The sequence below is a fragment of the Arthrobacter sp. AQ5-05 genome, from assembly GCF_003287975.1.
Lineage (GTDB): Bacteria > Actinomycetota > Actinomycetes > Actinomycetales > Micrococcaceae > Paeniglutamicibacter.
In genome coordinates, this window is sequence record NZ_QMKQ01000005.1 from 148,135 (window position 1) to 174,511 (window position 26,377).

General features: G+C 68.1%; 24 protein-coding genes and 2 pseudogenes. 13 read left to right on the forward strand and 13 right to left on the reverse strand.

Annotated elements, in window-relative coordinates; all coding sequences use genetic code 11:
- Positions 1-92: 92 nt before the first annotated feature.
- The 4 genes and pseudogenes from DQ353_RS07480 to DQ353_RS22555 all read left to right on the forward strand — a co-directional run.
- Positions 93-917, forward strand: a complete 825-nt coding sequence (locus tag DQ353_RS07480; protein WP_113762145.1) for a DUF2637 domain-containing protein — start codon at positions 93-95, stop codon at positions 915-917.
- Positions 918-1,162: 245 nt separating this feature from the next.
- Positions 1,163-2,458, forward strand: a complete 1,296-nt coding sequence (locus DQ353_RS07485; RefSeq protein ID WP_113762146.1) for a GTP pyrophosphokinase — start codon at positions 1,163-1,165, stop codon at positions 2,456-2,458.
- A 118-nt stretch (positions 2,459-2,576) separates the two neighbouring features.
- Positions 2,577-4,178 carry an ABC-F family ATP-binding cassette domain-containing protein gene (locus tag DQ353_RS07490; protein WP_113762147.1) on the forward strand — a complete coding sequence of 534 codons (1,602 nt, stop codon included), beginning with the start codon at positions 2,577-2,579 and terminating at the stop codon, positions 4,176-4,178.
- A 117-nt stretch (positions 4,179-4,295) separates the two neighbouring features.
- Positions 4,296-4,754 (forward strand): annotated as a pseudogene (locus DQ353_RS22555) (GNAT family N-acetyltransferase); the annotation flags it as partial.
- A gap of 147 nt (positions 4,755-4,901) precedes the next feature.
- Here DQ353_RS22555 and DQ353_RS07500 read toward each other — a convergent pair.
- The 3 genes from DQ353_RS07500 to DQ353_RS07510 are packed head-to-tail and all read right to left on the reverse strand — an operon-like array spanning position 4,902 to position 6,709.
- The gene (locus DQ353_RS07500; protein WP_113762148.1) at positions 4,902-5,828 is read right to left on the reverse strand and encodes an SURF1 family cytochrome oxidase biogenesis protein; all 927 of its coding nucleotides are present in this window, start codon (positions 5,826-5,828) and stop codon (positions 4,902-4,904) included.
- 15 nt (positions 5,829-5,843) lie between these two features.
- A complete protein-coding gene (locus DQ353_RS07505; protein WP_113762149.1) occupies positions 5,844-6,101 on the reverse strand; it encodes an acetone carboxylase in 258 nt (85 codons plus the stop codon).
- Positions 6,098-6,709, reverse strand: coding sequence for a DUF3099 domain-containing protein (locus DQ353_RS07510; RefSeq protein ID WP_113762150.1), 612 nt, complete (start codon positions 6,707-6,709; stop codon positions 6,098-6,100). The genes DQ353_RS07505 and DQ353_RS07510 overlap by 4 nt, the downstream gene beginning before the upstream one ends.
- Before the next feature lie 249 nt (positions 6,710-6,958).
- Here DQ353_RS07510 and fabG point away from each other — a divergent pair, with 249 nt between their 5' ends.
- The 4 genes from fabG to DQ353_RS07530 all read left to right on the forward strand — a co-directional run bounded on the left by fabG (position 6,959) and on the right by DQ353_RS07530 (position 11,755).
- Entirely contained in the window at positions 6,959-7,678 is a 720-nt protein-coding gene (gene fabG, locus DQ353_RS07515) for a 3-oxoacyl-ACP reductase FabG (protein ID WP_113762151.1), read from the forward strand.
- 482 nt (positions 7,679-8,160) lie between these two features.
- Entirely contained in the window at positions 8,161-8,625 is a 465-nt protein-coding gene (locus DQ353_RS07520) for a GatB/YqeY domain-containing protein (RefSeq protein ID WP_113762152.1), read from the forward strand.
- Positions 8,626-8,824: 199 nt separating this feature from the next.
- Positions 8,825-10,819 (forward strand): hypothetical protein, encoded by a 1,995-nt coding sequence (locus tag DQ353_RS07525; protein WP_113762153.1) that lies wholly within the window; start codon positions 8,825-8,827, stop codon positions 10,817-10,819.
- A 189-nt stretch (positions 10,820-11,008) separates the two neighbouring features.
- The gene (locus tag DQ353_RS07530) at positions 11,009-11,755 is read left to right on the forward strand and encodes an SDR family oxidoreductase (RefSeq protein WP_071214955.1); all 747 of its coding nucleotides are present in this window, start codon (positions 11,009-11,011) and stop codon (positions 11,753-11,755) included.
- A 111-nt stretch (positions 11,756-11,866) separates the two neighbouring features.
- Here the strand turns inward: DQ353_RS07530 and DQ353_RS07535 are convergent, their stop codons facing one another.
- The 4 genes from DQ353_RS07535 to serB all read right to left on the reverse strand — a co-directional run bounded on the left by DQ353_RS07535 (position 11,867) and on the right by serB (position 16,851).
- Positions 11,867-12,673 carry an isocitrate lyase/PEP mutase family protein gene (locus DQ353_RS07535; protein ID WP_113762154.1) on the reverse strand — a complete coding sequence of 269 codons (807 nt, stop codon included), beginning with the start codon at positions 12,671-12,673 and terminating at the stop codon, positions 11,867-11,869.
- A gap of 794 nt (positions 12,674-13,467) precedes the next feature.
- Entirely contained in the window at positions 13,468-13,704 is a 237-nt protein-coding gene (locus tag DQ353_RS07540; protein ID WP_113762155.1) for a hypothetical protein, read from the reverse strand.
- A gap of 381 nt (positions 13,705-14,085) precedes the next feature.
- A complete protein-coding gene (locus DQ353_RS07545; protein ID WP_286166672.1) occupies positions 14,086-15,798 on the reverse strand; it encodes a VanW family protein in 1,713 nt (570 codons plus the stop codon).
- A 147-nt stretch (positions 15,799-15,945) separates the two neighbouring features.
- A complete protein-coding gene (gene serB / locus DQ353_RS07550) occupies positions 15,946-16,851 on the reverse strand; it encodes a phosphoserine phosphatase SerB (protein ID WP_113762157.1) in 906 nt (301 codons plus the stop codon).
- A 129-nt stretch (positions 16,852-16,980) separates the two neighbouring features.
- Here serB and DQ353_RS07555 point away from each other — a divergent pair, with 129 nt between their 5' ends.
- The 5 genes from DQ353_RS07555 to lplAB all read left to right on the forward strand — a co-directional run bounded on the left by DQ353_RS07555 (position 16,981) and on the right by lplAB (position 21,156).
- Positions 16,981-17,766 (forward strand): ABC transporter ATP-binding protein, encoded by a 786-nt coding sequence (locus tag DQ353_RS07555; protein ID WP_113762158.1) that lies wholly within the window; start codon positions 16,981-16,983, stop codon positions 17,764-17,766.
- Positions 17,767-17,861: 95 nt separating this feature from the next.
- Complete coding sequence (locus DQ353_RS07560; RefSeq protein WP_113762159.1) at positions 17,862-18,665, forward strand: sulfite exporter TauE/SafE family protein; 804 nt, start codon at positions 17,862-17,864, stop codon at positions 18,663-18,665.
- Positions 18,665-19,537 carry a TrmH family RNA methyltransferase gene (locus tag DQ353_RS07565; RefSeq protein WP_113762160.1) on the forward strand — a complete coding sequence of 291 codons (873 nt, stop codon included), beginning with the start codon at positions 18,665-18,667 and terminating at the stop codon, positions 19,535-19,537. Before DQ353_RS07560 ends, DQ353_RS07565 begins: the two co-directional genes overlap by 1 nt.
- A gap of 160 nt (positions 19,538-19,697) precedes the next feature.
- A complete protein-coding gene (locus DQ353_RS07570) occupies positions 19,698-19,955 on the forward strand; it encodes a type B 50S ribosomal protein L31 (RefSeq protein ID WP_113762181.1) in 258 nt (85 codons plus the stop codon).
- Between the two features lie 133 nt (positions 19,956-20,088).
- Positions 20,089-21,156: a lipoate-protein ligase LplAB gene (gene lplAB, locus DQ353_RS07575; RefSeq protein ID WP_113762161.1), complete on the forward strand. Its 1,068-nt coding sequence runs from the start codon at positions 20,089-20,091 to the stop codon at positions 21,154-21,156.
- 38 nt (positions 21,157-21,194) lie between these two features.
- Here lplAB and DQ353_RS07580 read toward each other — a convergent pair whose 3' ends face one another.
- The 6 genes and pseudogenes from DQ353_RS07580 to DQ353_RS22215 all read right to left on the reverse strand — a co-directional run.
- Complete coding sequence (locus DQ353_RS07580) at positions 21,195-22,004, reverse strand: DUF1206 domain-containing protein (protein WP_113762162.1); 810 nt, start codon at positions 22,002-22,004, stop codon at positions 21,195-21,197.
- The gene (locus DQ353_RS07585; protein ID WP_286166675.1) at positions 22,001-22,723 is read right to left on the reverse strand and encodes a phosphatase PAP2 family protein; all 723 of its coding nucleotides are present in this window, start codon (positions 22,721-22,723) and stop codon (positions 22,001-22,003) included. Before DQ353_RS07585 ends, DQ353_RS07580 begins: the two co-directional genes overlap by 4 nt.
- Before the next feature lie 572 nt (positions 22,724-23,295).
- Positions 23,296-24,066, reverse strand: coding sequence for a 5'-methylthioadenosine/S-adenosylhomocysteine nucleosidase (mtnN, locus tag DQ353_RS07590; protein WP_113762163.1), 771 nt, complete (start codon positions 24,064-24,066; stop codon positions 23,296-23,298).
- Entirely contained in the window at positions 24,063-24,530 is a 468-nt protein-coding gene (locus DQ353_RS07595; RefSeq protein WP_113762164.1) for an S-ribosylhomocysteine lyase, read from the reverse strand. Before DQ353_RS07595 ends, mtnN begins: the two co-directional genes overlap by 4 nt.
- 211 nt (positions 24,531-24,741) lie before the next feature.
- A complete protein-coding gene (locus DQ353_RS07600; protein WP_113762165.1) occupies positions 24,742-26,115 on the reverse strand; it encodes an NAD-dependent succinate-semialdehyde dehydrogenase in 1,374 nt (457 codons plus the stop codon).
- Between the two features lie 133 nt (positions 26,116-26,248).
- Positions 26,249-26,377, reverse strand: a pseudogene (locus DQ353_RS22215) (VOC family protein); the annotation flags it as partial.

Here is a 26,377-nt window from a genome sequence, read left to right on the forward strand (position 1 = left end):
GTCTGCCATGGGGGAACCATGCCTTCGGCAGGTTCGGCCGGCCACTATTAGCGCAACACCAGACCCACAAATGATTGAGGCATCGAAGCCAGATGAATGAAAAGATCCCGAACGAACCGCACAAGGCAGTCTTGCGCACCGCGGTGGCCGCCACCGTCCTGATCGCCGTGGGCGCGTTCGTGCTGTCCTTCGCGGCCTTGACCGATCTGGCGCAGCGTTCGGGCATCGACGCGAACCTGGCGTGGATCTGGCCGATCATCATTGACGGCATGATCGTGGCCTCCACCGTGGCCATCGTCGCACTCAACGGCCACAACCGCCGCGCGATGATCTATCCCTGGACGCTGCTGTTCTTCGGCGCCATCGTCTCCACCGCCGCGAACTCGACCCACGCGATCCTCACGGTCGACTCGATCTCCAACGGCGTGCCTCCGCTCGTCTCGGCACTCGTGGCCGCGATGCCTCCTGTGGTTCTGCTGGCCATCACCCACCTGACGGTGCACATGTACCAGAAGAAGGCCGAAGCCGCCGAACTGCGCGCGGCCGCGGATTACGACGAAGAGGCCGTCGAATCCGAGAAGTACGGACTTGCCTACGACGACGGTTTCCAGGCGGCCATGAACGATGCGCAGGCTGCCGAGGCCGAGCGCCTCGCCGCAGCCAAGGACCAACTGGCCGAGGCCACCGCACGGGCCCGCGCCGAGGGTCTCGCCGAGGCCAAGAGGGCTCCCGCCGCCGCGATGGCCGGCGCAAGCGCCGCGTCGAACGCCGCAGCCAAGGCCGGCGCCGCAAAGAACCAGGCGGCTTCGTCGAACGGAGCCAAGCCCGTGGCCTCCGGCAAGGTGCAGGCCATGGCCGGCACCGGCGCTTCCCCGCTCTATGACGAGGTTGCCCAGTCGCTGGATTCCAAGAGCTGATCCACCGGGGAACCTTGCCGCAACGGCCAGGTGGGTGGCCGAGGCAGGCCGGCCAAGCCCGCGTTCCGGTGTTGCCGGGGGGACCGCCCCCAGCGCCGGGCCGCGGGCTTTTCCGTCCACGGGCGCCATCATGTGGGGACGTGATTTGCGCCCCCGTGCCGCGCCTTCGCGGTGCCGCGCCGGTGCCGGTTGATAGGCTGATCCAAGAGCACCCCCAACCAGCCGTTTGTATGTAGGAGGCACGTGTGGGCACCCCCTGGGAAACCCTGGATGAATCATTGCGCGTAGAAGTCAGCGCGAGTGTGGAGCGCTATGCCGCAGCCCGCCCGATGCTCGAACGCGTTGCAGAGTCCATGCGGACCCGGATCGAGTCGCTTTTCGACGAGACGGAGAATACCCCGCTGTTTGTCGTCAGCCGGGTCAAGACCGTGGCGTCCTTCCGCGACAAGGCCTCCCGCATGCTGGTGGGCGAGGAGGGCGAGGAGCCGGCCCTGGAGTTCCCCAACCCGTTGCGCGAGATCCACGACCTGGTGGGCGTGCGCGTCATCGTCAAGCTGCCGCACGAGATCCGCGAGGCGGCCAACCTGATCAAGCGCCGCCGCTCCGACTTCGACTGCCGCTCGGACCGGGAGAAGGACATCGGCTCGGTGGAGTCGGGCACCTACGGGTATTCCTCGCGCCACCTGATCCTCAAGACCCGCGGCGAGGAAGTGGTCCGCGACTTCCAGGCGAAGCTCGGCGGGGATATCCGCATCACCGGGAACTTCGTCTTCGAGGTGCAGATCCGCACCATCCTGTCCCACGCATGGAGCGAGATCGAGCACGACATCCGCTTCAAGAACGCCGAGCCGCGCGCCTGGAGCCCGCACATCGACAGGCAGTTCACCGCCACCGCCGCGATGCTCGAGGCGGTGGAAGACCAGTTCTCCGAGCTGCACGAACGCTTCCAGACCGTCACCGGGTTCTGGGACGCGGAGGGCGAGGGCGCGGTGCCGCTGACCGCCGAGCGCATCCAATTCATCTGGCAGACGCTGCTGCCGCACGTGGACCGCAAGTCCGACGACGACTGGGGCTGGGCCGCGGAACTGCTGGCCGCCCACGATCTTTCCGGCACCCGGGAATTTGCCGAGCTGCTCCAACCCAATGTCATCACCTCGGTGCGCGCGGCCCTGGACCATCGCTACTCGCCGGGCCCTGACCGGTTGCTCGACGACGTGCTGCTCTGGCACTACGGCACCCACCACATCCAGGCCACCAGCGGCGGGGATGCGCACCGCGCCGATTCGTTGCGCCGCCGCCTGGTGCAGATGGACGCGTACCGGGCCAAGCAGGCGGCGTACAAGCCCGCTCCGGCGCCCGTGGCCGGGCCAGCCGCATCGACGGCCAAGCCAGCTGAGGCACAGGTGGAGAAGGTCGATGCGAAGGTGGATCCGAAGCCGGAAACCAAGGCCGACCCAAAGCCGGACTCCAAGGTCACCTCCAAGTCCGCCGGAGCGAAGGCCGAGCCCCAGCCAACCAAGGGCGGCAACGCCAGGTCCTGATGTGGCCGGGCGCCCGGCGGCGTGAGATTGGACGCATCTTCGGGCCAAAGGGCGGTTGACCCGCGTAGACTGGGTAGGTTGCCCAACAGGGCCGTACAACTTTACCGAAAGGGTCACCGTGATTTCCGTTGCCGATTTGGAGCTGCGCGCCGGCGCACGCCTTCTCATGGAGGGCGTCTCGTTCCGCATCGACAAGGGCGACAAGATCGGCCTCGTCGGGCGCAATGGTGCCGGAAAGACCACCATGACCCGCGTGCTTGCCGGTGAGACGGCGCCCGCGGGCGGCTCGGTCACCTCCACCGGAACCATCGGCTACCTGCCGCAGGACCCGCGCACCCCCAACATGGAGCAGCTGGCCCGCGACCGCATCCTGTCGGCCCGCGGCCTGGATGTCATCGTCGGCAAGCTCAAGAAGTGCCAGGACGACATGGCCTCCGAGAACCCCGCCGTGGCCGCGAAGGCCATGCGCCAGTACGACCGCATCGAGGCCGAGTTCATTGCCGGCGGCGGTTACGCGGCCGAGTCCGAGGCAGCGGCGATCTCCAACAACCTGGCCCTGCCCGAGCGCCTGCTCAACCAGGCGCTGTCCACCCTCTCCGGCGGCCAGCGCCGCCGCGTGGAGCTGGCCCGCATCCTGTATGCCGACGCCGAGACGCTGCTGCTCGATGAGCCCACCAACCACCTTGACGCCGACTCGATCACCTGGCTGCGCGGCTTCCTGGCCAACCACCAGGGCGGGCTGCTGGTCATCTCGCACGACACCTCGCTGCTTGAGGCCACCGTCAACAAGGTCATCCACCTCGATGCCAACCGCGCCACCATGGACGTGTACAACCTGGGCTGGAAGCGCTACCTGGCCCAGCGCGAGACCGACGAGCGGGCCCGCAAGCGCGAGCGCGCCAACACCGAAAAGAAGGCCACCACCTTGCTGGCGCAGGCCAACAAGATGAAGGCCCGCGCCTCGGGTGCCTCCGCCGCCCAGTCCATGCTCAAGCGCGTGGACCGGTTGATGGGCGGGCTGGACGAGGTCCGCGTCGCCGACCGTGTCGCAAACCTGCGCTTCCCGGATCCGGCCCCCTGCGGCAAGACCCCGCTGATGGCCGAGGGCCTGTCGAAGTCCTACGGTTCGCTGGAGATCTTCACCGACGTCTCCCTGGCCATCGACCGCGGTTCCAAGGTCGTCATCCTGGGCCTGAACGGCGCGGGCAAGACGACGCTGCTGCGCATGCTCGCCGGGGTGTCCAACCCCGACACCGGCGACCTGGTCCCGGGCCACGGCCTGAAGATCGGCTATTTCGCCCAGGAGCACGACACCCTGGACGTGGACCGCACGGTGCTTGAGAACATGCGCTCGGCCGCCCCGAGCCACATGGGTGACGCGGAGGTCCGCGGCATCCTGGGTTCCTTCATGTTCTCCGGCGACGACGTCTCCAAGCCCGCCGGAGTGCTCTCCGGCGGCGAGAAGACCCGCCTGGCGCTGGCCACGATCGTGGCTTCCAGCGCCAACGTGCTGCTGCTCGATGAGCCCACCAACAACCTGGACCCGGCCTCGCGCGCCGAGATCCTCGGCGCGCTGTCCAACTTCACGGGCGCCGTGGTCATGGTGTCCCACGACGAGGGCGCGGTTGCCGCACTGAACCCGGACCGCGTGGTGCTGCTGCCCGACGGCGACGAGGACTTGTGGAACGACTCCTACCTGGAGCTCGTCACCCTGGCCTAAACCGGATTCGGCCCGCCTTCGTTCCCCTCCTGTGCCGTTGGCGCCCCGGGACGAAGGCGGGCTTTTTCGTGCCCGCGACGGTGGCGGACCGGCCGGCAGCGGGTGGATCGCTCGCCGGTGTCTTGCCCGCGATTCCGGCCGGACGGCCGTTTCGACGTACCCGCCCGCGCGCTTTTCGCAAGGGACGGAAAACCATCCCCCCACCCTCGGGATGGAACCAACCGATGGGCGCCAGCGAGTGGAACATCGGCCCCGCGGCAGATTCGGCGCAGCTGGTCGCCGGCTCGGGGCCGTTCGATTCCCCGGTCACCGGGCGCGGCGCGGGGGGCCTTCCTCCAGTTGCCCGGACACCACCTGCTGCTGGTGCGCTGCGGGAAAGGAACCGCGCTCGGATTCGTGTCGGGAGTGGTGATGCGGCACCCGGAGAAGGATGCGGAAATGTTCGTCTACGAACCGTTGGTGGATGGTGCTTTCAGGAGGCGGGGCATCGCCACGGCAATGTTGCGCGCCTTGGCTGCCCTCGGGCTGGAACTGGGCTGCACCGGCATGTGGACCGGCACCGAACGCACAAATACCGCGGCGCTGGCGGGCAATCGTTCACTCGGTGCCGTCGTGGATGCCGAATCGGTGTTCATCGAATGGGGCTCGCCGGAATGGCCCGTCGGGCATTTCACTGCACCGTATCCACCCCGAAGGATATGGAACCATCCGCCGGGCCCGGTTCTACTTGCTCCCGGGGATCCCGGCGTCCCTTTCGGCCGCCTGGCGTTCGAGCTCGTCCAGGTACGCGTCCTCGGTGGCCTCGTCGGTGGGGCTGCCGTCGCGGCGTACCAGCTTCTTGGGCCTCTTGCGCATGTGGTGCGCCTGGTGCAGCACCGGTTCCTCTCCGCGCAAGGCCGCCGCGGCAACCTCGTCGCGGTCTTCGCGGTTGATCCGCGCCTGCTGCTTGGCTGCATAGCCGAAACCCACAAAGACCAGCACGCCGAAGGCGAACCATTGGAACATGTAGGACAGGTGCGGGCCCTCGTCCTCCTCGGGACGCTGCAGCTGGAGCGGTGCATCGGCCGCTGCCGGATCTTCCAGGTACATCAGCCCGTAGCTTCCGGTGGCCACCGGGTAGCCCAGCTGCTCCTGGTAGGTGGGCAGGTCGATCGAGGGCAGCTGGCCCTCGGGCGCCCCGCGGTCCAGCTTCGGCTCGCCGGCCTTGAGCCGGACGTCTACCTCGACGGTGCCGGCCGGGGGAGCGGGGACGGCGTCCGGGCGCCCGGCGTTGTTGTTGCCGATGGGTAGGAACCCGCGGTCCACGATCACCACCGTCCCCTCGAGGGTGCGGAAGGGAACCAGCACCTCGTAGCCCGGGCGGGAGCCGGAGATCCTGTTGCGCACCACGACCTGGTCCTCGGCGAGGTAGCTGCCGCGCAGGGAAACCGGGGTCCACTTGCTTTCGGCCGGCAACTGCTCGAAGAGCTGCCTTGCATCGGCGTATGGGACCGGTTCGGCGTCGTAGTTGCGTTTCACATGGGAAATCTCGGTCAGGGCGCCCTCGCGGCGGTCCATCTGCCATTTGCCCAGGAAGGTGAAGGTGGTGGCGAAGAGGCACACCAGGAGCAACCAGCCGATCCAGCGGGTGCTGGCCAGGAATCGATACACGCTGCTTTGTTCTCCTTAGGAGGTGGTGCCGGGGTCGCTGTCAACGAGCGGCAGGCGCTCCTTGAAGAGCAGCCGCTCGGAGAGGTAGTTTTCGAGCCAGTCGGCGTGGTCGTCACAGGCCAGCCAGGTTTTTCGGCGTTCCGGGGTGTGGATCTTGGGGTTGTTCCACAGCAGCTGCACGGTGGCGTCGTTCCGGCAGCCCTTGCGCGAGCAGCGTGGGGGGCCGGTGGGACCCTGCGGTGCTCCGCCGCCCAGGGAGTCGAAGATGCTCAATGGGAGCCGCCGCGGTGGTGCCCGGCCAGCGGCTGTTCGGGCTGCTCCGGTTCCTCCACGAAGGACCCGTCGATGGTCGTCGGGGCGTCTGCCGGGAACGGGCCCGAGGCATCCGCCTCGTACCGTCCGGGAGCGGCGGCCACCGGGTGCCCGGCTTCCGGGTTCGCAGCGGGCTCGGTGATGACTTCGCCGTCCTCGTTGACCTCGAAGACGTCCCCGTTGCGGGTCGCGGCTTCGGCCGCCCGGGCCCCGGGGGCGTCGCCAGCCGTTGATTCCTCTTTGGGGGTTGTGGATCCGGTGGTGAGCAGGCGCGGATCATCGCCTTCGAAGAATTCCGCCGCAGGCTGGCGCTTGGTCAGGTCGGCACCGCCGTTGGCGATCACCACCGCGATGTAGGGCAACACGATCGCCGCGGCCAGGAACACCCACTGCAGCCATCCGTGCACGAAGAAGGCCGCAATGAAGCAGGCCAGGCGCACGGACATCGAGATGGTGTACTTCAGCACGCGCGAATGCTGCTCCGCGGCATGGGACTCTTGGGCCTCGGTGATCCGGTGGACCGGTGGGCCCTGGTCATGGTGGTGATGATTGCTATGTGGCTCGCTCATAGTTCTTCCGTCGATCCGTCACCCATCATTGTCTCACCGACCTGCGCCGTGGTACGAATCGGCCCGGTGCGCGGGCAGCGAACACCCGGGCCGCGGTCCACGGCCCGTTCCCTGGGCTTCCCGTGGGCGCCCATAGGGAAGCCGGTAACCGTGCCGGGTGATGCGGCACAGGAACACCTCGGCAGCGCTCGGGCTAGGATTGGATCCGCAGCCCACCACCCTCAACCAACAATTCCTTATGGAGGATCCATGTCCGAAACCCCCACCGGCCGCAGCGTTCTGGTCACCGGCGGCAACCGCGGAATCGGCCTGGCCATCGCGCGGGCCTTCGAAGCCAACGGCGACAAGGTCGCCATCACCTACCGCAGCGGCGAGGTCCCCGAGGGCCTGTACGGCGTGAAGGCCGATGTGACCGACACGGCATCCATCGACGCCGCGTTCACGCAGGTCGAGGCCGCGCACGGACCGGTCCAGGTGCTGGTGGCCAACGCCGGGGTCACCCGCGACATGCTGCTGCTGCGCATGAACGAGGACGACTTCACCTCGGTCATCGACACCAATCTCACCGGCGCATTCCGCGTCATCAAGCGCGCATCCAAGGGCATGATCAAGATGCGCAAGGGCCGTGTGGTGCTCATTTCCTCGGTCGTTGGCCTCTACGGATCCCCGGGACAGATCAACTATGCCGCCTCCAAGGCCGGCCTGGTGGGCATGGCCCGCTCGCTGACCCGCGAACTGGGTTCGCGCGGCATTACGGCCAACGTCGTGGCGCCCGGCTTCATCAACACGGACATGACCGCCGCGCTGCCGGAGGCCACGCAGAAGGGCTACCTGGCATCGATCCCGGCGAACCGCTTTGCCGAGGCCGAGGAAGTTGCCAACGTGGTGCGCTGGGTCGCCAGCGACGAGGCAGCCTACATCTCCGGCGCCGTCATCCCCGTCGATGGCGGCCTGGGCATGGGCCACTGACGCCGGGCAAAGCGGACAGACCCGGCAGCGGGGGATAGCCAAAAGCAGGGTTTGACGGCCGTCACGGCATCCGTGGCGGCCGCACTTCCGTGCGCCTGGCTCCGCGGCGGCCGCGCCAGGCGAAAACATCGGGGTTCCTGGCTGCCTCACCCATTCATGCCTGTTCAGAACTATAGACAATTAATATATCTAGGTAAATTTTTGAGTTAGTCCAATTTTCAACCGGGTGCGTCATGCGCGATGCCCGCCTCCAATGAATGCCGCGGACACCGGAGGGCCCTGGGCCAACAACACACCGGTGGCGGGGGAGAAGCAGCAAGTGGCACCGGTGTGCCGGCTCAAATGCCTGCGTTTTCAGCCGCGCGGTTCGCCGGATAGGACGTGCTCGCGCCGCAACCAATAAACTGTTGGTGATACCGGCATCAAAACGGGTGCAGCCGCACCGCGTGCCTGCCGGGTTACGACGGGAAGAAGACGCCACCATGGAAACCCTCAAGGACCGACTCCGCGCGGACATGACCGCACACCTCAAGGCCGGCAACAAGGTCGAGCTGACCACCGTGCGCAACCTGCTCGGCGAGATCAACACCCGGGAAAAGGGCGGCAAGACGCCCATCGAACTCGACGATGCCGCCGTGGTTTCCCTGCTCCAGAAGGAAGCTGCGCGTCGCCACGAAACCGCCGTCACCTACACCAACGCCGGACAGGGCGATCGTGCGGCCGCCGAGGAACAAGAAGCGGCCATCATCGAGGCGTACCTGCCTGCCGCGTTGAGCGAGGACGAGGCCAAGGCCATCGTCGCGGAGGCCGTGGCAACGCTGCGGGCCGAGGGCAACGAGCTGGGCATGCGCCAGATGGGTTCGGTCATGAAGCTGGTCACCGAGAAGGTCGCCGGCCGCTTCGACGGCAAGGCGCTGAGCAACATGGTCCGCGCGGCACTGGCCTAAGCCCGCCCGATCGCGCTGCCGGCACCGGGAGGGGCCGCCACAGCGAGGGCCGGCCGATGCGGACACGACCGGAAACGGGCAGCGGTTTCGGCGCGCCGGACGGATCGGAATGTGAAAACCCCGCCAGCGTGCCCCGGTAGCCTTGATGAGCCGCTGCGGCCACGCACCGGGAAACCATTCGACACGATGCGGGATCTGGATGACTGGCTGGGCCGGAACGAACTGGCAATTTTTTGACGACGAGGACATCCAGACCAGGATCGGCGTCACCTTCGGCTTCGGTCTGCTTGACGAAGAAGTTGCGGCCACCGGATCGCTGTCAATGGCGCTGTCCGCTTTGCGCACCGAATTGGCACGGCCCGTGGAGCTGGGCGCCGGGCGCACCGGCTTCCCCGAGGTCATCGCCGAGGCGGGAACGGACACCTCGACACTGCTGATCCGCGGCGCCACGGACACCGTCGCCGCCGCCTGGCGACGGCTGCCGGGGCTCTTCGACGGCTGGATCGTCACCGACCAGACATCTGCAATGCGCCCGGAACACCCGGTGTGGCCGGCCGACCTGCTGCGGCGCACCGGCCGCAACGCGGGCGCACTGGCGGCTATCCAGGTGACGGCACCCGATGCATGCGAACGTGCCCGCGTGCTGCTGCCCCGGCTCGACCCCAAATCCGGTCGGATTCGCGCGGTGTTCTTCACCACCGAGCAATCACTGGTTGGTCTGGGGTTCCCGGTCCGCGAAGCCGCCTCGGGCACGGAACCTTCCCGGCTGTGGGCCGACGGTACGGCCAAACACACCGGCGGTTCGCCCGCGGGGCCCCTGCCGGAGGGGCCGGGCACGCTGGTTCGGCGGGCCACGGGCAACGGCACCGGTTCGCTGCCCGCCGGCGAGGACCCGGTCCTGCTCTCCACCCTGGTGCCCCGCTCCGCGGCCGGGCTGGCCGCAGCGGAACTGCTTCGCGCCCAACTGGCGGCAACGGCAGCCAACGCGGGGCAGGATCCCGCGGCGATCGGCATCGACATGCTGGGCATCGGTGCGGAATTCTGTGTCTTCCTTGTTGCGGAGAATCCGCTCGGGGAGTCGGCACGGAAACGCGTGCTCATGGACTTCGGCAAGACCATGGCCATGGTCCCGGACCCGTGGGTGGAGGATGCGGTGCGCGAGACCCGCCACGGGCTTTCCCCCCGACTGGCTCGCGAACGCAGGGTGGTGGGCCTCGACGACGATCCGGGCGCCGATACCGCCCGCGTGCGCCAGGTACTCACCCAGGCAACGCAGTGCCTGCACCTGGCCCTGGAACCAGGGGAGCCCGGACCGGCCCATGCCGGGAAAACCGGACGTGAACGCACCTTCCGTTCCCTGCCCGGCGGGGACATGACCACCGGCAGGTCCGCGACGCTGGCCATCGGCCAAGGCTCGATCACCCTGGGCACCCGTTCGGCGGGGCACGGGGCAGGCACCAAGCACGAGACGCGCATTGCGACGAAGGCGATCCTTGCGGTCCTGGAGGATCCGTCAGGAACCTTGGCAATCATCGACGAGGACCAGCAGGTGTTCACCTTCCACCCGCAGCTGTTCAAGCGCCAGCGGGCGCTGCAACGGCACCTCGAGCCCGTGCTGGCCGGGCTGCCGCGCCTGCAGATCAACAACGGCGCCGACCCGGCGGCGCTGCGGCATGGCCGCCGGCGGGCCAGGCATTGGCCGGCCTGGCTGCTGGCGGGCTCCGCTGCGCTCGTCGCCTGCCTGGCGGTGATGATCGCGGTGACCAACATCGATGACCCGCAGGTCACCGGTCGGATCACCATTGGCGAGACGGCGCGGCTGGGCAACGGAACCACGATCACCGCCACCGGCTTCGAGAAACAGCCAACGGCCCCGACCGACGCGGAGTCCCAGGTGGCCGTGCAGGTGCGCTTCTGCGCCGGGTCCGACACCAAGGGTGCCGAGCTTCCGCCGGAAACCCAGCGCAGCGTCGCGCCCGCGGACTTTGCGTTGCTCAACCAGCAATACGCCTACGCGCGGCTCGTCGACAGCGGCGCGCAGCTGCGCCGGGACACCCTGGCCCCGGGGCAATGCGCCGTCGGGGAACTGGTGTTCCGGGGCGTCGACCTTTCCGTCCCGCGCCTGGCCTACAAGAATGCGTTTGGTGACGACGTTCTCTGGTACAGCCCCGGGCAGGTTCCCCCGGCACAGTAGGCGGCGCACGGCCTGCGCCGGCCCGAGCCGCCCTGGACTAGACTTGTTTGGAGGATTCCTACAAGTCTCCTCCCCATGCGGTGCTGGCAGGATTGAAACCAGCGTCCTGGTATTTGTACGGACACCCCAAGTTCCGGAGCACCGGCGGGGAACCAATGATTTTCAAGCAGTGATCCACAAGGAGTGTAAATGACCGACCTCACGGGCAAGTCCGCGATCGTCACCGGGTCGTCCCGGGGCATTGGCGCCGAAGTAGCCAAGATCCTCGCCGCACAAGGTGCCGGCGTGGTCATCAACTACCGCCAGAAGGCGCCGCGCGCCAACAAGATCGTTGCCGGCATCACCGAGGCCGGCGGCCGCGCGGTGGCCGTGGGCGCCGACCTGACCGGCCCCGAGGGCCCGGCGGCACTGGTCGATGCCGCGATCGAGAACTTCGGCTCGCTTGACGTGCTGGTGCTCAACGCCTCCGGCGGCATGGAATCGGGCCTCGGCGAGGACTACGCGCTGCGCCTGAATCGCGACGCCCAGGTCGCCATGCTCGAGGCGGCCACCGCGAAGATGGCCCCGGGCTCCCGCGTCGTGTTCGTCACCAGCCACCAGGCACACTTCATCGACCAGGTCGAAACCATGGACGCCTACGAGCCGGTGGCCCGCTCCAAGCGCGCCGGGGAACTGGCGCTGCGCGAGTTCATCCCGGCACTCGAGGCCAAGGGCATCACCTTCGTGGTGGTCTCCGGCGACATGATCGAGGGAACCATCACCGCGACGCTGCTGGACCGTGCAGAGCCCGGCGCCATCGAAGCCCGCCGTGCCGCCGCCGGCAAGCTGTACTCCGTGGTGGAGTTCGGTGGCGAGGTGGCCGCGATGGTCACCGCAGATGTCCCGACCGGCCACACCGAGTACGTGGGCGGGGCCGGGGACTTCCTCAAGAAGTAGCCCGCAGCATTCATCCCCCTGCCGGACCGCGGTCCGGCAGCCCAAGGATTCCCGCCTCCCGTCAGGGAAGCGGGAATCCTTCTGCGGGTGCGCCTTCGGGCCGGTGTCGGTTCAACTGCCGAGCAGGCCATCGACGTCGGGCAGGCCCTCGAACCGGGTGAACTTCCCTTCCTCGGCGATCTCCCGTGCGGCCTCCAGGAATCCGGCCCAGGCGGTGCGCGCCAGCGTGCCACCCACGCTGATCCGACGCACCCCGAGGCCCGCCGCTTGGGTGACGGTCATGAAGGGTGCATTGACCAGGAGGTTCACCGGCTTGGGGGCAACAGCGGCTACGATGGCCGAGACTTGCTCGATGGAGTCGATCCGCGGGGCGTAGAGGCAATCGGCGCCGGCCTCGGCAAAGGCACGCAGGCGGCGGATCGTTTCGTCGATGTCGGGGCGGCCATGGACGAAGCCCTCGGAGCGCCCGGTGAGCAGGACCCCGCTCCCGCTGCGGTCGATCGCCTCGCGCGCGGCCCGGATCCGTGCCACGGCCAGGTCGAAACCGAACAGGGGTTCTTCGGGGTCGCCCGAGGCGTCCTCGATGGACAGCCCCGCGACCCCCGTGGACACGGCCCTGGCGACGTTTGCCCCAACCTCGTCGGGATCGACCGCGTAGCCGCCCTCGAAGTCGGCGTTCACCGGCACCCCGACGGAATCCACGATGGTGCGCAGATGCGCGAGCACCCGGTCGATGCTTCCCGAGCGGTCGGGGTGGCCGGTCGTCCAGGCGAACCCCGAACTGGTCGTCGCCAGTGCCGCAAAGCCCAGCTGTTCCAGGGCACGGGCGCTGCCGGCATCCCAGGGGTTGGGCATCACGAAGCACCCCGCGGAGTGCAAGCGGCGGAACGCGGCGATACGGTCATCTGACCTGGACATGGCACACCTCGGATGTGGTTCGGTTCCCAGACTCTACGCGCGGGGCAAGGCCCCGACAAGGGGTTCCCCCACCGGTGCTGTTGCGGGGGAGGGGGGCGGACAGTTCCCACTTCCCGGTGTCCAGGATCCGCTCCGGGGAGCGCAGGCCGACGGCAAATCCGCAGCTTCCGCGCCGGCATGGGGCCTGATTCCGGGATCATCAGCAGGATGCTGCCGGTCCCGGCGATGGAAATCCCCGGAATGATGCCGGCGTGGACCAGCCCCGCGAGAACGCCGCGGTCCACGGAAGAGGCGAATTTCCCGACATTGACCTGCAGGTTCCCGTTCTCGATCTTTTTGTTCGGCATGGACAGGTTCCGCCGCACGCAGCTTCGCAAGTTCAATGGTCTCGTCCCATTCCCCGCGCAGCGCGACCCCGAAACCCACCGCGAGCGATTCGAGGCCGAGCGCCCGAGCCCACGTGGTGCGCCGTTCGAGGATCCGCGCGTACCGCTCGATGACGTCCACATCGACCGTGCCCTGGTTGCGGGCGCTCGGATGCTGGATCTTCACCGCCTACCTGCTGCCCGCTTCTCGGCACCGCGGCGTGCAGCTGCGCGACCGACGCGGAGGCCCGCGGCCAGGTGCCATTCGATTCGAAGGCCTCGTCCATGTCCCGGCCCGGGTCCGCCGCCGGCAGCGGGCGCAAGGCGCCGAAGTTTTCCGGCTGGGCGCGTGTCTGGAACATCGACAGCTCGGCAATGCATTCCGCGGCAGCGCGTCGGCCCGGATCGACAGCATCTGGCCAAGCTTGATCAACGTGACCCCGGGTTTCCCCGGCGTGGCGGCCAGGGCCTGGGCCGTCCGGGCCGCCACGCCGGGGTTCGGCCCTGCATCGAGCTGACCATGCCCCACGGGGTTCCCGGGCTGCCGGTGCCCAACGCGACGGCCCAGGCGTTCGAGAGGCCCAACAGCATCAGCGTGGGGACCAGCGCCTTCGCAGCGTCGTCGGTGCCGGCGATCCCGGAGTTCGCCAGGTGGACCGTGGTCATCGGGCGCCTCCGAAACAGACGGCGAGGCCGACCGCGACGGAGCGCGGCCATCCGACGGGGACTCCCAGGATGCGTCGCACGCCAATGGCCGCGGCCAACGCCACGGGAACCGCCAGGACCGCGGAGAGCAGCAGGGGGGAGGAACGCTGGGGTGCCTGTCGGATCCGAGCTCCGGCTCCAGGTGACCAGGCGACAGGGGAAGAACCGGGCCCTGACAGGTGCACCGCTGCGGCCCACGGGTCCAGACCACGCGAAACGACCCGTTGCCGATATGGGGGGCGATGCCGCGGTTTGATGGTTGGGGGCGCAGATGCAAAAGGAGGCGTCCGACACCCGGTGTCGGGTGTCGGACGCCTCCTGGGCGGGCGCTGCGGGCCGGCGCTAGGGCTTCTTGCCGCAGACGACCTTGTTCCAGGGCTGGTAGGTCCAGGACTTGGTCTCCGCCGGAAGCGTCTTGTCCGCCGAGCTGCGCGAACGGGTGACATTGATGGAGAAGCCCTTCTTGCCACCGTTTTCCGGCACGCAGTTCTTCGCCGGGTTGTAGGTGGTGCGCGGGTTGGTGAGGTTGTACTTCGCGCTCGAGGAGGACTTGACGGTCCAGTAGTCGGTGGACCACAGTCGCGTGTGCACCCGGCCACCACCGACCCAGGCCTCGATCATGACGGCGTAGGGCGTGTTGTTCTTCCACGCCATGTCGACCTGGCCCTCCCAGAGGGTGGCCTCGCGGCCGGCGGGGTAGCGGTCGAACCAGCGGCTGTGCGGCTTGTGCGTGATGTCGTCGTACCCGGCCAGGAACCCGGCGTTGTACATCTGGGTGGAGATCTGCGACAGTCCGCCGCCCACGGCCTCGGTGGCGAATCCGTTGACCACGACGCCGGAACCGAAGTATCCGTTGGCCGCGGTGATCGGGCCCAGGGCCTTTTCCAGCGAGAAGATCTCCCCGGGCTTCACCAGCACGCCGTTGAGGCGCTTGGAGCCGGCGTAGAGGTTCTTGGTGCGCACGGTGTCGGAGGCCGGATACGGGGTCGAGAAGTTCACGATGGCTTCCTTCACGCCAAGCTTCTTCGCCGCCTCGGTGGTCAGCTCCGGAACGGTGGTGGCCAGCTTGACGTTGGCGGTGCGGTCCTGGTCCAGGGAAGCGGCCAGCACCAGCTTGTCCAGGCCCTTCTCGTCGATGGACTTGCCGTTTTCCGAGGGAATGACGGTGGGCTTGCCGCCGGAGAGCACGATCCGTGCGTTCTTGGCGGAGGACTTGAACCCGTCGGAACCCTCGCTGGCGGCTTCGGCCAGCTTCTTCGGATCCAGGGACATGGCCACCGCGTCGTCGGCGATCTTGAACGATGCGGCGCCGGCCAGCTGGACCGGGCTCAGCGAGGCGTTGGATTTCCCGTCGGTGAGCGTGATCGGGCCGTCGACCAGCGGCTTGGCCGTCTCGTCGAGCGCCTTTTCGAGCGTTTCCAAGGAGGTCTTGGGGGCGGTGAGCGTGGCCGGAAGCGTGATGGGGTCCGCGGCGTCGAACCAACCGTTGGCAAGGACCGATACCGATTCGTCGAGGTTCAGCTCAACGCCGGTGACGGGCTTTTTCAGCACGGGCTTGGCGCCGTCGAAGGCCAGCGTGCCCTCGGTGGTCGTGGCCGCGAACTTTGGGGCCAGCGCCTCCACGGCGCCGCGAAGCTTGGCGTCGTCGACTTCCAGGACCGGCTCGATGTGCAGCTGGCCGGTGACGCGCTTGACGAGGTTGGCCGGGTTCAGGTCGAAACCGGTGAGTCCGTCGAGGGTTTGGTCGATGTTCACGCCCAGGCCTGCGGTGGCCGGATCGAGGGCTTCTTCCTTGCCGTTGACCGCCACGGTGATCTTCTTGGCGGCCTCGGGTGCGAGCTTGTGCTCGAGGACCTGGCGTGCGGCCTCGGCCGAGAGCGAGCCGACGTTGACCCCGTGCACCGTGGTGTTGGCGGGGATCTGCGAGCCTACAAAGGCGGCGGCACCGGCGTACAGGCCAGCGGCCAGTGCGACCGACGCGCCGGCGATGAGCCAGCCGCGACGTGACTTGCGTTCCGGGCTGCGCTGTCTGCGGCCCAATTCTTCACTAAGCAAAACGACTGGTTCTCTTCCATCGGGGGCACGCCGGCGTACCGTGACTTGGGTGGCGACGCACAGCACCATGGCCGTGCCGCCCTTTGCATCCTACCGGTGGGCTCCAAACGAAGGAGTAATCAACCGGTGATTAGCAGCAAATTGTTATCAGATCCCTACCAAGTTGGCGATGATGTCCAGTCGCGGCAGGTCGATCCGGGCATCGGCGGCATCGCGCAGCATCGGCTTGGCGTTGAACGCCACGCCAAGCCCCGCGGCGCCGACCATGTCCAGGTCGTTGGCGCCGTCGCCGGCGGCGATGGTGTGTTCCATTGCGATACCCAGTTCCTTGGCCCAGGTGCGCAACATCACTTCCTTGAAGGCACGGTCCACGACCGTTCCGTTCACTGCCCCGGTCAGCTTGCCCTCGGCGATGACCAGGTCGTTGGCCCGGGCGAAGTCCAGGCCGAGCTCGGCGGCCAGCGGATCAAGGATCTGGGCGAAGCCCCCGGACACCACCGCGACGTGGTGTCCCGCGGCCTTGAAGGCCGCGATCAGTTCGACGGCGCCGTCGGACAGTTCCAGGCGCGCACGCACCGCGTCGATCACCGCCGCATCAAGCCCGGCCAGCGTGGCCACGCGGGCGTGCAGCGAGGCGGCGAAGTCCAGCTCCCCGCGCATCGCGGACTCGGTGACCGCGGCAACCTCTGCCTCGCGGCCTGCATGGGCGGCGAGCAGCTCGATGACTTCCTGCTTGATCAGTGTCGAGTCCACGTCCATCACCAGCAGCAGCTTCTTGGCGCGCACCAGTTCGGCCGGGACCACGGCGATCGCGGTGCCCCGCACCGCGGGTTCATCGGAGCGGGCCAGCTGGGCGTCCAGCGGGTTCACCAGGGCGCGGAGCTGGCGCACCGTCCCGGCAACCTCCCAGCGTGCCCCGCTGCGCCCGGCGCCGGTGAACGCCGTCTCCTCGATGACCCCGTGGCCGGCTGCGGCCAGGGTGCGGCGCAGCCCGACGGGTTCGGGGCAGGAGGCTGCGGCGGAATAAAACACGATGAAGGCGGTGGATTGCATTCCTGTATTCTCCCGTGGCTTGGCGCGTTGGCCCAAAACGGTACGTGGTTTGTTGCGCGGGGCACCGCGGCAGCAGAACGGCCGGGTCCGGTTGGGCCAAAGCCGGGTCACTGGCCTAGTGTTTTACCCATGAATGAAGTGCTGGGCCTGGCCGACGTCTCCGTGGTACGCGGACGCAAAGATTTACTGACCGATATCAACTGGCAGGTAAAGGAGGGCGAACGTTGGGTGGTGCTGGGGCCCAACGGCGCCGGAAAAACCACGTTGCTGCAGATTGCCGGTGCCCGAATGCACCCCACGCGCGGCGTGGCAGGGGTGCTGGGCGAGGTGCTCGGGGCGGTCGACGTCTTTGAGCTGCGCCCACGCATCGGCCTGTCTTCCGCGGCCCTGGCCAACCACATCCCCGAGGGCGAGAACGTGCTCAACGTCGTGCTGACCGCCTCCTACGGGATGACCGGGCGCTGGCGCGAGGCCTACGAGAAGATGGACGAGCGCCGCGCCTTCGCGCTGCTGCACGACTGGGGCATGTCCACCATGATCAACCGCCCCTTCGCGACCCTTTCCGAGGGGGAACGCAAGCGCGTGCAGATCGCCCGGGCGCTGATGGCCGATCCGGAACTGCTGCTGCTCGACGAGCCCGGCGCCGGACTGGATTTGGCCGGCCGCGAGGACCTGGTCGCGCGGCTTTCCGAACTTGCCGCCGACGAGGAGGCCCCGGCAATGGTGCTGGTCACCCACCACCTCGAGGAGGTGCCGCCGGGCTTCACCCACGTGCTGCTGCTGCGCGAGGGCCACGTGGTAGCCGCCGGCCCCATCGAGACGACGTTGACCGAGGAAAACCTTTCGGAGACCTTCAACACGCCCCTGAGCCTGCGGGCCGAGGGCGGGCGCTACAGCGCCGTCGCCAAGCGCTAGCCCCGGCGGCCCTTGAGGTGTGCCGCATCCCGCTTCCGGGGTGCGGCACACCTGTTCCGAAGCACAATTCAACTATTTCAGGAGCGGTATCCGACGTGGACTTGTGGCGCGACATCATCATCTTCTTCGCGGGCCTTTGGGCCGGGACCATCAACACCATCGTCGGTTCCGGAACCCTGGTCACCTTCCCGGTGCTGGTGGCACTGGGATTTGCCCCGGTCAACGCGGTGGTCTCCAACGCCATGGGCCTGGTCGCCGGCGGGTTCTCCGGAGCCTGGGGCTACCGGCGGGAGGCCGCAAGCGTCTGGCGGACGATGCTCAAGCTGGTCCCGGTCTCCCTGGTCGGCGGGCTGATCGGCGCCTGGCTGCTGCTGCACCTCCCCGACACCGTGTTCGGCTATGTCGCCCCGGTGCTGATCGTGCTGGCACTGCTGCTGGTGGTCTTCCAGCCCAGGCTCTCGGCCTGGGCCAAGTCGCGGCAGGCCGCCAGCGTCGGGATCAACCCGGCCGAAGCCGACAAGTCCCACGTGGGCGTCCTGCTCTACGTGCTGGTCTTCCTCATCGGCATCTACGGCGGCTACTTCACCGCCGCCCAGGGCATCTTGCTGATGTCCGTGTTCGGGATCTTCCTGCATGCCTCGCTGCAGCAGTCCAACGCCATCAAGGTGGTGCTGTCCCTGGTGGTGAACCTGGTTGCGGCGATCTCCTACCTGGTTTTCGCCCCCGAACGCATCCACTGGCCGGTGGTGCTGCTGATCGCCGTGGGCTCGCTCATCGGCGGGTTCATCGGCGCAAAGGTCGGGCGCAGGCTCTCCCCGGGCTGGCTGCGCGCCGTCATCGTGATGCTGGGACTGGTTGCATTGGCCAACATGCTCGCCAAGCTCTTCATGGGTTCCTGATGCCCCCGGGAATCGAGGCCGAGGCGGCCGTCCGCGCGGCCGCGGGCCCCGGCCTGGGGGAGCGGCTGGTGTTCCTGCGCACGGCCCAGGACCCGCGGATCGCCGACTTCGCGGCGCTCTCCGACGCGGCACTGCGCCAGCAGTCGGACCCGGCCAGCGGGCGCTACATTGCCGAGGGCGCCAAGGTCATCGGCCGTGCCCTGGCCGCCGGGCACCGCCCGCGTTCCTTCTTCATGGCGCCCAAGCGCCTGGCCGGGCTCGCCGACGTGCTGGAGGCGCACCCGGACGTGCCGGTCTTCGTGGGGCCCGACGAGGTCCTTGAGGCGGTCACCGGGTTCCACCTGCACCGCGGCGCCCTGGCATCGATGCACCGGCCCGCTCCACCGGAGCTTGCCGACGTCCTGCGCACGGCAAGCCGGGTTGCGGTGCTGGAGGACATGGTCGACCACACCAACCTGGGCGCGATCTTCCGCTCCGCCGCAGCCCTGGGCATCGATGCGGTGCTGCTGACCCCGCGCAGCGCCGACCCGCTGTACCGCCGGGCCGTGCGGGTGTCCATGGGCGCGGTGTTCCAGGTTCCGTGGGTGCGCCTGGAATCCTGGCCCGGGGACATGCCGGCGCTTTCGGCGGCCGGATTCCAGGTCGCGGCGATGGAGTTGACCGAACGCGCCGAGCACATCGACGCCGTGGCCGCGCTGGACATCGAACGCCTGGTGCTGGTGTTGGGCACCGAGGGCGCCGGGGTCAGCGACGTGGTGCTGGAGGCAGCGGACCGGCACGTAATGATCCCCATGCGACCGGGCACCGATTCGCTCAACGTGGCGGCCGCCGCCGCCGTTGCATTCTGGGAACTGCGCCGCCGCACCCCCTGAACCCGGGGCTGGCGTGCCTGGAACCGTCGTGCGGGCGCGCGCGAATTGCAGAATCCTTGGGGTGTCCGGCTACACTGGAACGTCGGCTTCGTGATCCCGCAAGCCGGTTTTGCACATTTGGTCGCTGGCAAAATCCAGTGACGTGAACAAAGGTTTTTCCATGAAGGCTGATATCCACCCGCAGTACAACACGATCGTGTTCAACGACCTCGCTTCCGGCGAGAAGTTCCTGACGCGCTCGACCGCGAAGAGCAAGAAGACCATCGAGTGGGAAGACGGCAACACCTACCCGGTCATCGACGTCGAAATCTCGGCTGCCTCGCACCCGTTCTACACCGGCAAGCAGCGCATCATGGACTCGGCCGGCCGCGTCGAGCGCTTCAACGCACGCTTCAAGGGCTTCGGCGGCAAGAAGTAATTCTTCCCCCGCAACGCCTGCACACGGGACCTTCCTTTCGGGAAGGTCCCGTTGCTGTTTAACCCGCCGCACCCCGCATCGGGAACAGGGGCCGCTTGGCGGGGCGCGGGGCACGGTGGATAGGATGGAGTCCATGACACAGGGCTATACGCATCATGGTGAATACAAGGTGGTCGGCGGCAAGCTGGTGGTCATCGACCTGCTGGTGGCGGACGGGAAGATTGCCGTCTCCTCGTTGAACGGGGACTTCTTCCTGGAGCCCGACGAGGCATTGGCCGACCTGAACGAGGCCCTGGTCGGCCTGCCGGAAAACGTCGAACACCAGGCGGTCCGCGATGCCGTGGCCGCGGGGCTGCGCGGGGGAGCGGTGATGTTCGGTTTCGACGCCGACGCCGTGGCCCGGGTGGTGCGCCGCGCCCTGGGCCATGCCACGTCCTGGACCGACCACCGCTGGGAAGTCATCGGACCGCAGACGATGCCGATCATCGAGAACGTGGCCCTCGACGAGGTCATCGCCCGCCAGGTCGCCTCCGGGGAACGCGGCCCGAGCCTGCGCATCTGGGACTGGAACGACTCGGGCGTGGTGATCGGCTCCTTCCAGTCGGTCCGCAACGAGGTCGATGCGCAGGCCGCGGCCGAGCACGGCATCCAGGTCATCCGTCGGATCAGCGGGGGAGGTGCGATGTTCATGGAAGCGGGAAACTGCATCACGTACTCGCTCTACCTGCCCTCGTCCCTGGTCGACGGGATGAGCTTCGCGGATTCCTACCCGTTCCTGGACGCCTGGGTCATGGAGGCACTGGCCTCGGTGGGCGTGAAGGCGCACTACAAGCCGCTGAACGACATTGCCACGGACGCCGGGAAGATCGGCGGGGCCGCGCAGAAGCGCCTGGCTGGCGGCGTGGTGCTGCACCACGTGACCATGAGCTACGACATCGACGCGGACAAGATGCTGCAGGTGCTGCGCATCGGCCGGGAAAAAATCTCAGACAAGGGCATTGCCTCCGCGGTCAAGCGCGTGGATCCGCTCAAGAGCCAGTCGCAGCTCAGCCGCGCGGACATCGTCTCGACCATGATCGACACCTTCACCCGCCGCTACGGCGCGTCCACCGGGGCGATCGATGCGGCCACGCGGGAAGCCGCCCGGGCGCTGGCCGCCTCGAAGTTCGCCACCGACGCCTGGACCGCGCGGGTCCCGTAACGGCCCGGACCTGCTGCGGCGTCGCCAGTGGGGGCGGACTAAAGACGTGCCAGCCACGTCCGGGCAAAGCCGTACAAGCCATAGGCGATGATTCCGGCGCCGACAAGGATCAGCAGCGCTTCGCCAAAGGGCAGGGCATTGAGCGACTTCAGGGCGCCGTCAAGCCCGCTGGCATCGTGTGGCTTCACCGTGACTGCGGCGACGATGAACAGGACCCCCACCGCGATGACGGCGATGCCCTTGGCAACATACCCGGTCATGGCCAGGAACATGACCGCCTTCTGCGCGCCGCCGGCGGGAAGCTTGATGTCGTCAAGGAACTTTTGCCGCAGTCCCTTGTAGACGAAGTAGGCACCGACCATCGTCGTGGCGACCCCCACGGCGATGAGGATCGCCTGGCCACCGGGAAGCGAGAGCAGGGTTCCGCTGGCCCGTCGCGAGCCTGAGGCGGAGCTGGCCGAGCGGTGGAGGGCGATCAAGAGGGCGGTCCAGCCCAGCGCCAGGTACGCCGCCGCCTTGCCCAGCGACACCAGGCTGCGGGCCCAGCGTTTTTTCGACGAAGAACCGATTCCGAGTCCCGCCTGCAGCAGCAGCCACAACCCCAGGGCGGCAAATCCGAGAACGGCGATCCACACCGCGACCCTGCCGCCCGGCAGCTTGACCAGCTGGGCGAAGGCGCCGGACTGGTCGGTTTCCCCGCCATGGTGCAGCGCAATGCGAATGGCGATGTATCCAATCAGCAGGTGCATGAGGCCACTGGCGGCATACCCGATGCGGGCGATCCTGGAAAGCGCGGCACTGTTTCGCACCTGGTTGACGGTTTGGCGGGCTTCCTGTCCTGCATTCATGTGCCATCGACCTGCTTCCGGGAGTGGGTTCCGCGAACTTGTTCGCCCGGGATCCCCACGGTCCTCGCCGTGTCCACCGCAATGACTGCCCCGAGCATCACCAGGGCGATGCCGATGGATGCGGCGGTGTCACTGATCCAGTGGTAACCGAGGTAGATCCGGCTTGCCACCTGGGCCAGGGTTCCCGCGATGGCCACGGCGAAAAGCAACAGCGTCACAAGAAGCCTGCGCTGCCGGCTGGCGATGAGATAGGCAAGGACCAGCAGGAAGTCGGCCGCCCCGACGACGTGTCCCGAGGGGAAGGAGTACGAGGTGTCCGCTTGCAAGAGCATGAGGCCGACCGGCGGCCGCGGATGCCGCACCACCGGGAGCAACGTCACTGCGATCACCATCCCGACGGACATGGCCGCGGCAAGCACCAGTGGCCGCCACGCATTTTTTGCCAGGATGAGCCAGGTGGCAACGACAATGAAGACGATGATCGGCATGGCCACGGGCCCGAAGACAATTGTCAGGAAGATCATGAAGCCGGTAGTCGAGGGCTGGCGCCGGGCCATGAACCACTCGTTGACGGGTTGGTCGAAATGCTGGAACCCGGTATGGCCCAGGACCCCGAATAGCATCACAAAAAACACGATGAGGCCCGTGCCCGCCAGGACGCCCGAGGTGGTGTAGAGCCGGCGTCTGGTGGCTGCGGGCATATAACGCTCTTCGACCACGAACTTCTGTCGCCATCCTGATCGCTGCCGGGCATCGTGGGGTGCAGGTGATCTGCCGGTTGTCTTGTCGTTGCCCAAGGGGTCCTCCATCCTCTGGTGCATGGCACTTTCACGGCGTTTGGTGGCTTGCGGCAAGTATGCCCCGAACTGGTTTCCACGGGAAGTGCCTGCAGGACCCGGCGGCCAGGCGCAAGGTGGCCGATGCGGCGCCGGCCGGCACGCGCGCCTTGGCGCGCGGGGACTGGTGCGGCGGGCGATGCGGTTTCGGCGCCGGAGAGCCTCGGGCGGGCCGGAGGGCGGGATCCGCGCCCGCCGCCGCGTTGCGTTCGCCACTGGCGGGATTCCGGGCCGGGCCTGCGGCACTGCGCGGTCCAGGGGCCCGTTGGCTGCGGAATCCGTGAATCGGCATCGCCAGGCGGTACCACGGCCCCGAATGGCCGGTGTGCGACAAGGCCGCCGGGCGGGGTTGTCGCACACCGGGAAGGTAGCCGCACCCGAACGTGGCACCAGGATGCCCGCGGACGGTGCGTCAACCGGGCGGTGGGGGCACGCCCTGTTGACGCACCGCGGTGTCAGGCGAAGGCCGGCTTGTTCCCGTGCCGAGGAGCTCCTGCGGCAACCCACGAGCCGACCACGGCCGCGGCGACTTCGGCGGATCGGTCGGCCGCGTCATCGACGTGGGTCAGGAAGTCCGCGTCGGAGGCGGGCCCGCACAGATCGGAGATCCCGCGGATCGCCAGGAACGGGGCGCCGAACGAGGCGCAGGTCTGGGCGATCGCCGAGGATTCCATGTCGGTGGCCAGTACGCCGGCGAACTGCTCCTTGATGACGACGGAGCGTTCGTGGCCGACGAAGGAGTAGCTGGAGACCAGCAGCCCGTGGTGCACGGTCTCCACGATGCCGTGCCCGGGGGTGCCGATGTCGCTGGCCTCGAGCAGGGCCGCCGGCACCGGATAGGAGGCGGGCATGCCCGGCACCTGACCCAGCTCGTAGCCGAAGGCGCGCGCGTCGGCATCGGCGTTGATGACCACCGAGCCCACGACGACGTCTCCCACCCGCACGGATTCACCCAGTCCGCCGGCGCTGCCGGCACTGATGACCAGCGGCGCCGGGGCCCCGGGGGCTTGCCGGCCTGCGCGCAGCAGGGCCGCGGTGGCGGCGCCGGTGGCGTTGACCAGGCCGATGCCGCCGCGGACGAAGAGAACGTTGAGCCCGTCAAGGGTGCCGGTGCGCTGGATCGAGTTGCCGATGCGCACTTCGTCGCCCACCGCGGAGGCACGCTCGAGGAACGGGAGGGTTTCCTCCTCCATGGCGGTGATGACCATTACGTCGATCGGGCTCACGCGGTGACCTGTTCCCAGACTCCACGCTGGGCCAGGAAGGTGCGCGCGGCGTCCTGGGCATCGGCGAGCGAGTGGTTTGCGCCCCAGCCGCACTGGATCTCGTTGGCCGCCGGGACCTCGGTGGCCTTGAGCACGTCGGTGAGGGTGGCCTCGATGAGGTTCGCGGTTCCCGGGACATCGGGTTCGCCCTGCAGGATCAGGTAGTAGCCGGTCTGGCAGCCCATGGGGGAGAAGTCGATGACGGAGGCGGAGTGGTTGCGGGAGGACTCGGCGAACAGGTGCTCGAGGGAGTGGATTGCCTTCATGTCCAGGTGGGCGACATTCGGCTGGGTGAATCGCACGTCATATTTGGTAATGACGTCGCCCTGCGGGAGCACCTTGCGGTCCGCGACGCGCACATAGGGTGCCGCTACCGTGCGGTGGTCGAGGTTGAAGGACTCAACGTTCATGCGTTCAGGGTTCATGGTTGCGCTTTCCTGCCGGTGTTTTGGGCTCGGGCCGGCTCGGGGCCCGGTTCTTCCACCACCAATTCTATCGGGCGCGCGCGGATCGGCCATGGCCGGGCCACGGGGCCACGGGGCCCGTGGTCCGGCGCGCGGCGTGCGGCCGGGAACATGGCATGGTTCGAAACAGCCGAACCATGCCATGCCGCCGGGCCCCGCGGGGAGCTCCGCGCTAGCCGCGGAAGGTGACCAGCTTGCGGTTCACGAACTCCTCCATGCCGTACTTGCCCAGCTCGCGGCCGACGCCCGAGCGCTTCACCCCGCCGAAGGGCAGCTCGGCGGCGGACCCGCTGGTCTGGTTGATCGAGACCATGCCGACCTCCAGCTGCCGGGCGATTGAGTGCGCGCGGTCCATGTCCTCGGTCTGGATCGAGGCGCCCAGCCCGTAGGCCGAGCTGTTGGCCAGGGCGACGGCCTCGGCGTCGCCGGAGACCTTGTAAAGCACCGCGACCGGGCCGAAGAGCTCCTCGGTGTAGGCGCGCATGTCCTCGGTGACATCGGCCAGCACCGTCGGGGCGAAGTACGATCCGTCCCCCGGAAGGGGGGCGCCGCCGGCGATAACCGTGGCGCCCTTGTCGATGGCGTCTTGCACCTGGGCCGCCAGGCCGTCGCGGGCCGCGGCGGAGGACAGCGGACCCAGGAAGGTTTCCGGGTGTGCCGGGTTCCCGACCTTGATCCCGGCGACAGCGCCGGTGAAGTCCTTGACAAAGTCGTCGTAGACCGAGGCGTCGACGATGATGCGCTTGGCGGCGTTGCAGGCCTGGCCGGTGTTGCCGAAGCGGCCCACCATGGCCTGCTTGGCCGCACGCTTCACGTTGGCGTCCTCCAGCACCAGGAACGGATCGGAGCCGCCGAGCTCCAGCACGACCTTCTTCAGGTTCTTCCCGGCGATGGCCGCGACGGCCGATCCGGCGCGCTCGGAACCGGTGAGCGAGACGCCCTGGATGCGGGGATCGGCGATCACGCCGGCGATCTGGCCGTTGGTGGCAAACACGTTCACGTAGGCGCCGTCCGGGGCCCCGGCGTCGGTGAAGATCCGTTCCATGGCCAGCGCGGATTCGGGGCACTGCGGGGCGTGCTTGAGCAGGATGGTGTTGCCGTTCATCAGGTTCGGCGCCGCGAAGCGGGCGACCTGGTAGTACGGGAAGTTCCACGGCATGATGCCCAGCAGCACGCCCACGCCCTCCTTGCGGATCACCGCGGTGCCGCCGGAGGCCACCTCCAGCTGCTCGTCTTGAAGGAACTTCTCGCCGTTGGCAGCGTAGTAGCGGTAGATCGAGACAGTGATGTCGATTTCCTTGCCGGACTGGAAGATCGGCTTGCCCATTTCGCGGGTGATGATCGCGGCGAGCTCGTCGCGGCGTTCCTCGTAGATATCCGCGACGCGGTTCAGCAGGGCGGCGCGCACGGCGATCTGCGAGGTGTTCCAGGTGCCGAAGGCGGCATGGGCGCTGGCCACGGCGGACTGGATGGCGGCATCGGTGGCAGTGGGGTAGGTTGCCTCGACGATGCCGGTGGCGGGGTTGGTGACAGCGTAGACACTCATGGGCACTCCTTGGGACGGCAGAACAGGGTTGTCCTGCCACCGTATGCCACGTGTGCGCCCGATCACCAACCGGCCGAGGACGTGCCGTTTCCGCCGCGGCGCGTCCACGCTGGCTTGCGGGCAGCACGCAGAGTTCGTTGCCCGAGGGATCCCGGTAGGCCCGCCAGCGGAGCGCTCCCCGGTCCGGATGCGGTTCCCGCCCGCCGCGTGCAACGTTTCCGGCAGCAACCGCCTCGGGGTCCTCGGCGGTTTCCAGGGGCAC

Excerpts from the sequence above, each read along its gene's own strand:
- DQ353_RS07525 (WP_113762153.1), top strand. The coding sequence starts at position 8,825 with ATGACTGGCTGGGCCGGAACGAACTGGCAATTTTTTGACGACGAGGAC.
- DQ353_RS07565 (WP_113762160.1), top strand. The coding sequence starts at position 18,665 with ATGCCCCCGGGAATCGAGGCCGAGGCGGCCGTCCGCGCGGCCGCGGGC.
- serB (WP_113762157.1), bottom strand. The coding sequence starts at position 16,851 with ATGCAATCCACCGCCTTCATCGTGTTTTATTCCGCCGCAGCCTCCTGC.
- DQ353_RS07480 (WP_113762145.1), top strand. The coding sequence starts at position 93 with ATGAATGAAAAGATCCCGAACGAACCGCACAAGGCAGTCTTGCGCACC.
- DQ353_RS07510 (WP_113762150.1), bottom strand. The coding sequence starts at position 6,709 with ATGAGCGAGCCACATAGCAATCATCACCACCATGACCAGGGCCCACCG.
- DQ353_RS07580 (WP_113762162.1), bottom strand. The coding sequence starts at position 22,004 with ATGAATGCAGGACAGGAAGCCCGCCAAACCGTCAACCAGGTGCGAAAC.
- DQ353_RS07540 (WP_113762155.1), bottom strand. The coding sequence starts at position 13,704 with ATGACCACGGTCCACCTGGCGAACTCCGGGATCGCCGGCACCGACGAC.
- DQ353_RS07535 (WP_113762154.1), bottom strand. The coding sequence starts at position 12,673 with ATGTCCAGGTCAGATGACCGTATCGCCGCGTTCCGCCGCTTGCACTCC.
- fabG (WP_113762151.1), top strand. The coding sequence starts at position 6,959 with ATGTCCGAAACCCCCACCGGCCGCAGCGTTCTGGTCACCGGCGGCAAC.
- lplAB (WP_113762161.1), top strand. The coding sequence starts at position 20,089 with ATGACACAGGGCTATACGCATCATGGTGAATACAAGGTGGTCGGCGGC.
- DQ353_RS07600 (WP_113762165.1), bottom strand. The coding sequence starts at position 26,115 with ATGAGTGTCTACGCTGTCACCAACCCCGCCACCGGCATCGTCGAGGCA.
- DQ353_RS07570 (WP_113762181.1), top strand. The coding sequence starts at position 19,698 with ATGAAGGCTGATATCCACCCGCAGTACAACACGATCGTGTTCAACGAC.
- DQ353_RS07555 (WP_113762158.1), top strand. The coding sequence starts at position 16,981 with ATGAATGAAGTGCTGGGCCTGGCCGACGTCTCCGTGGTACGCGGACGC.
- DQ353_RS07595 (WP_113762164.1), bottom strand. The coding sequence starts at position 24,530 with ATGAACCCTGAACGCATGAACGTTGAGTCCTTCAACCTCGACCACCGC.
- DQ353_RS07530 (WP_071214955.1), top strand. The coding sequence starts at position 11,009 with ATGACCGACCTCACGGGCAAGTCCGCGATCGTCACCGGGTCGTCCCGG.
- DQ353_RS07520 (WP_113762152.1), top strand. The coding sequence starts at position 8,161 with ATGGAAACCCTCAAGGACCGACTCCGCGCGGACATGACCGCACACCTC.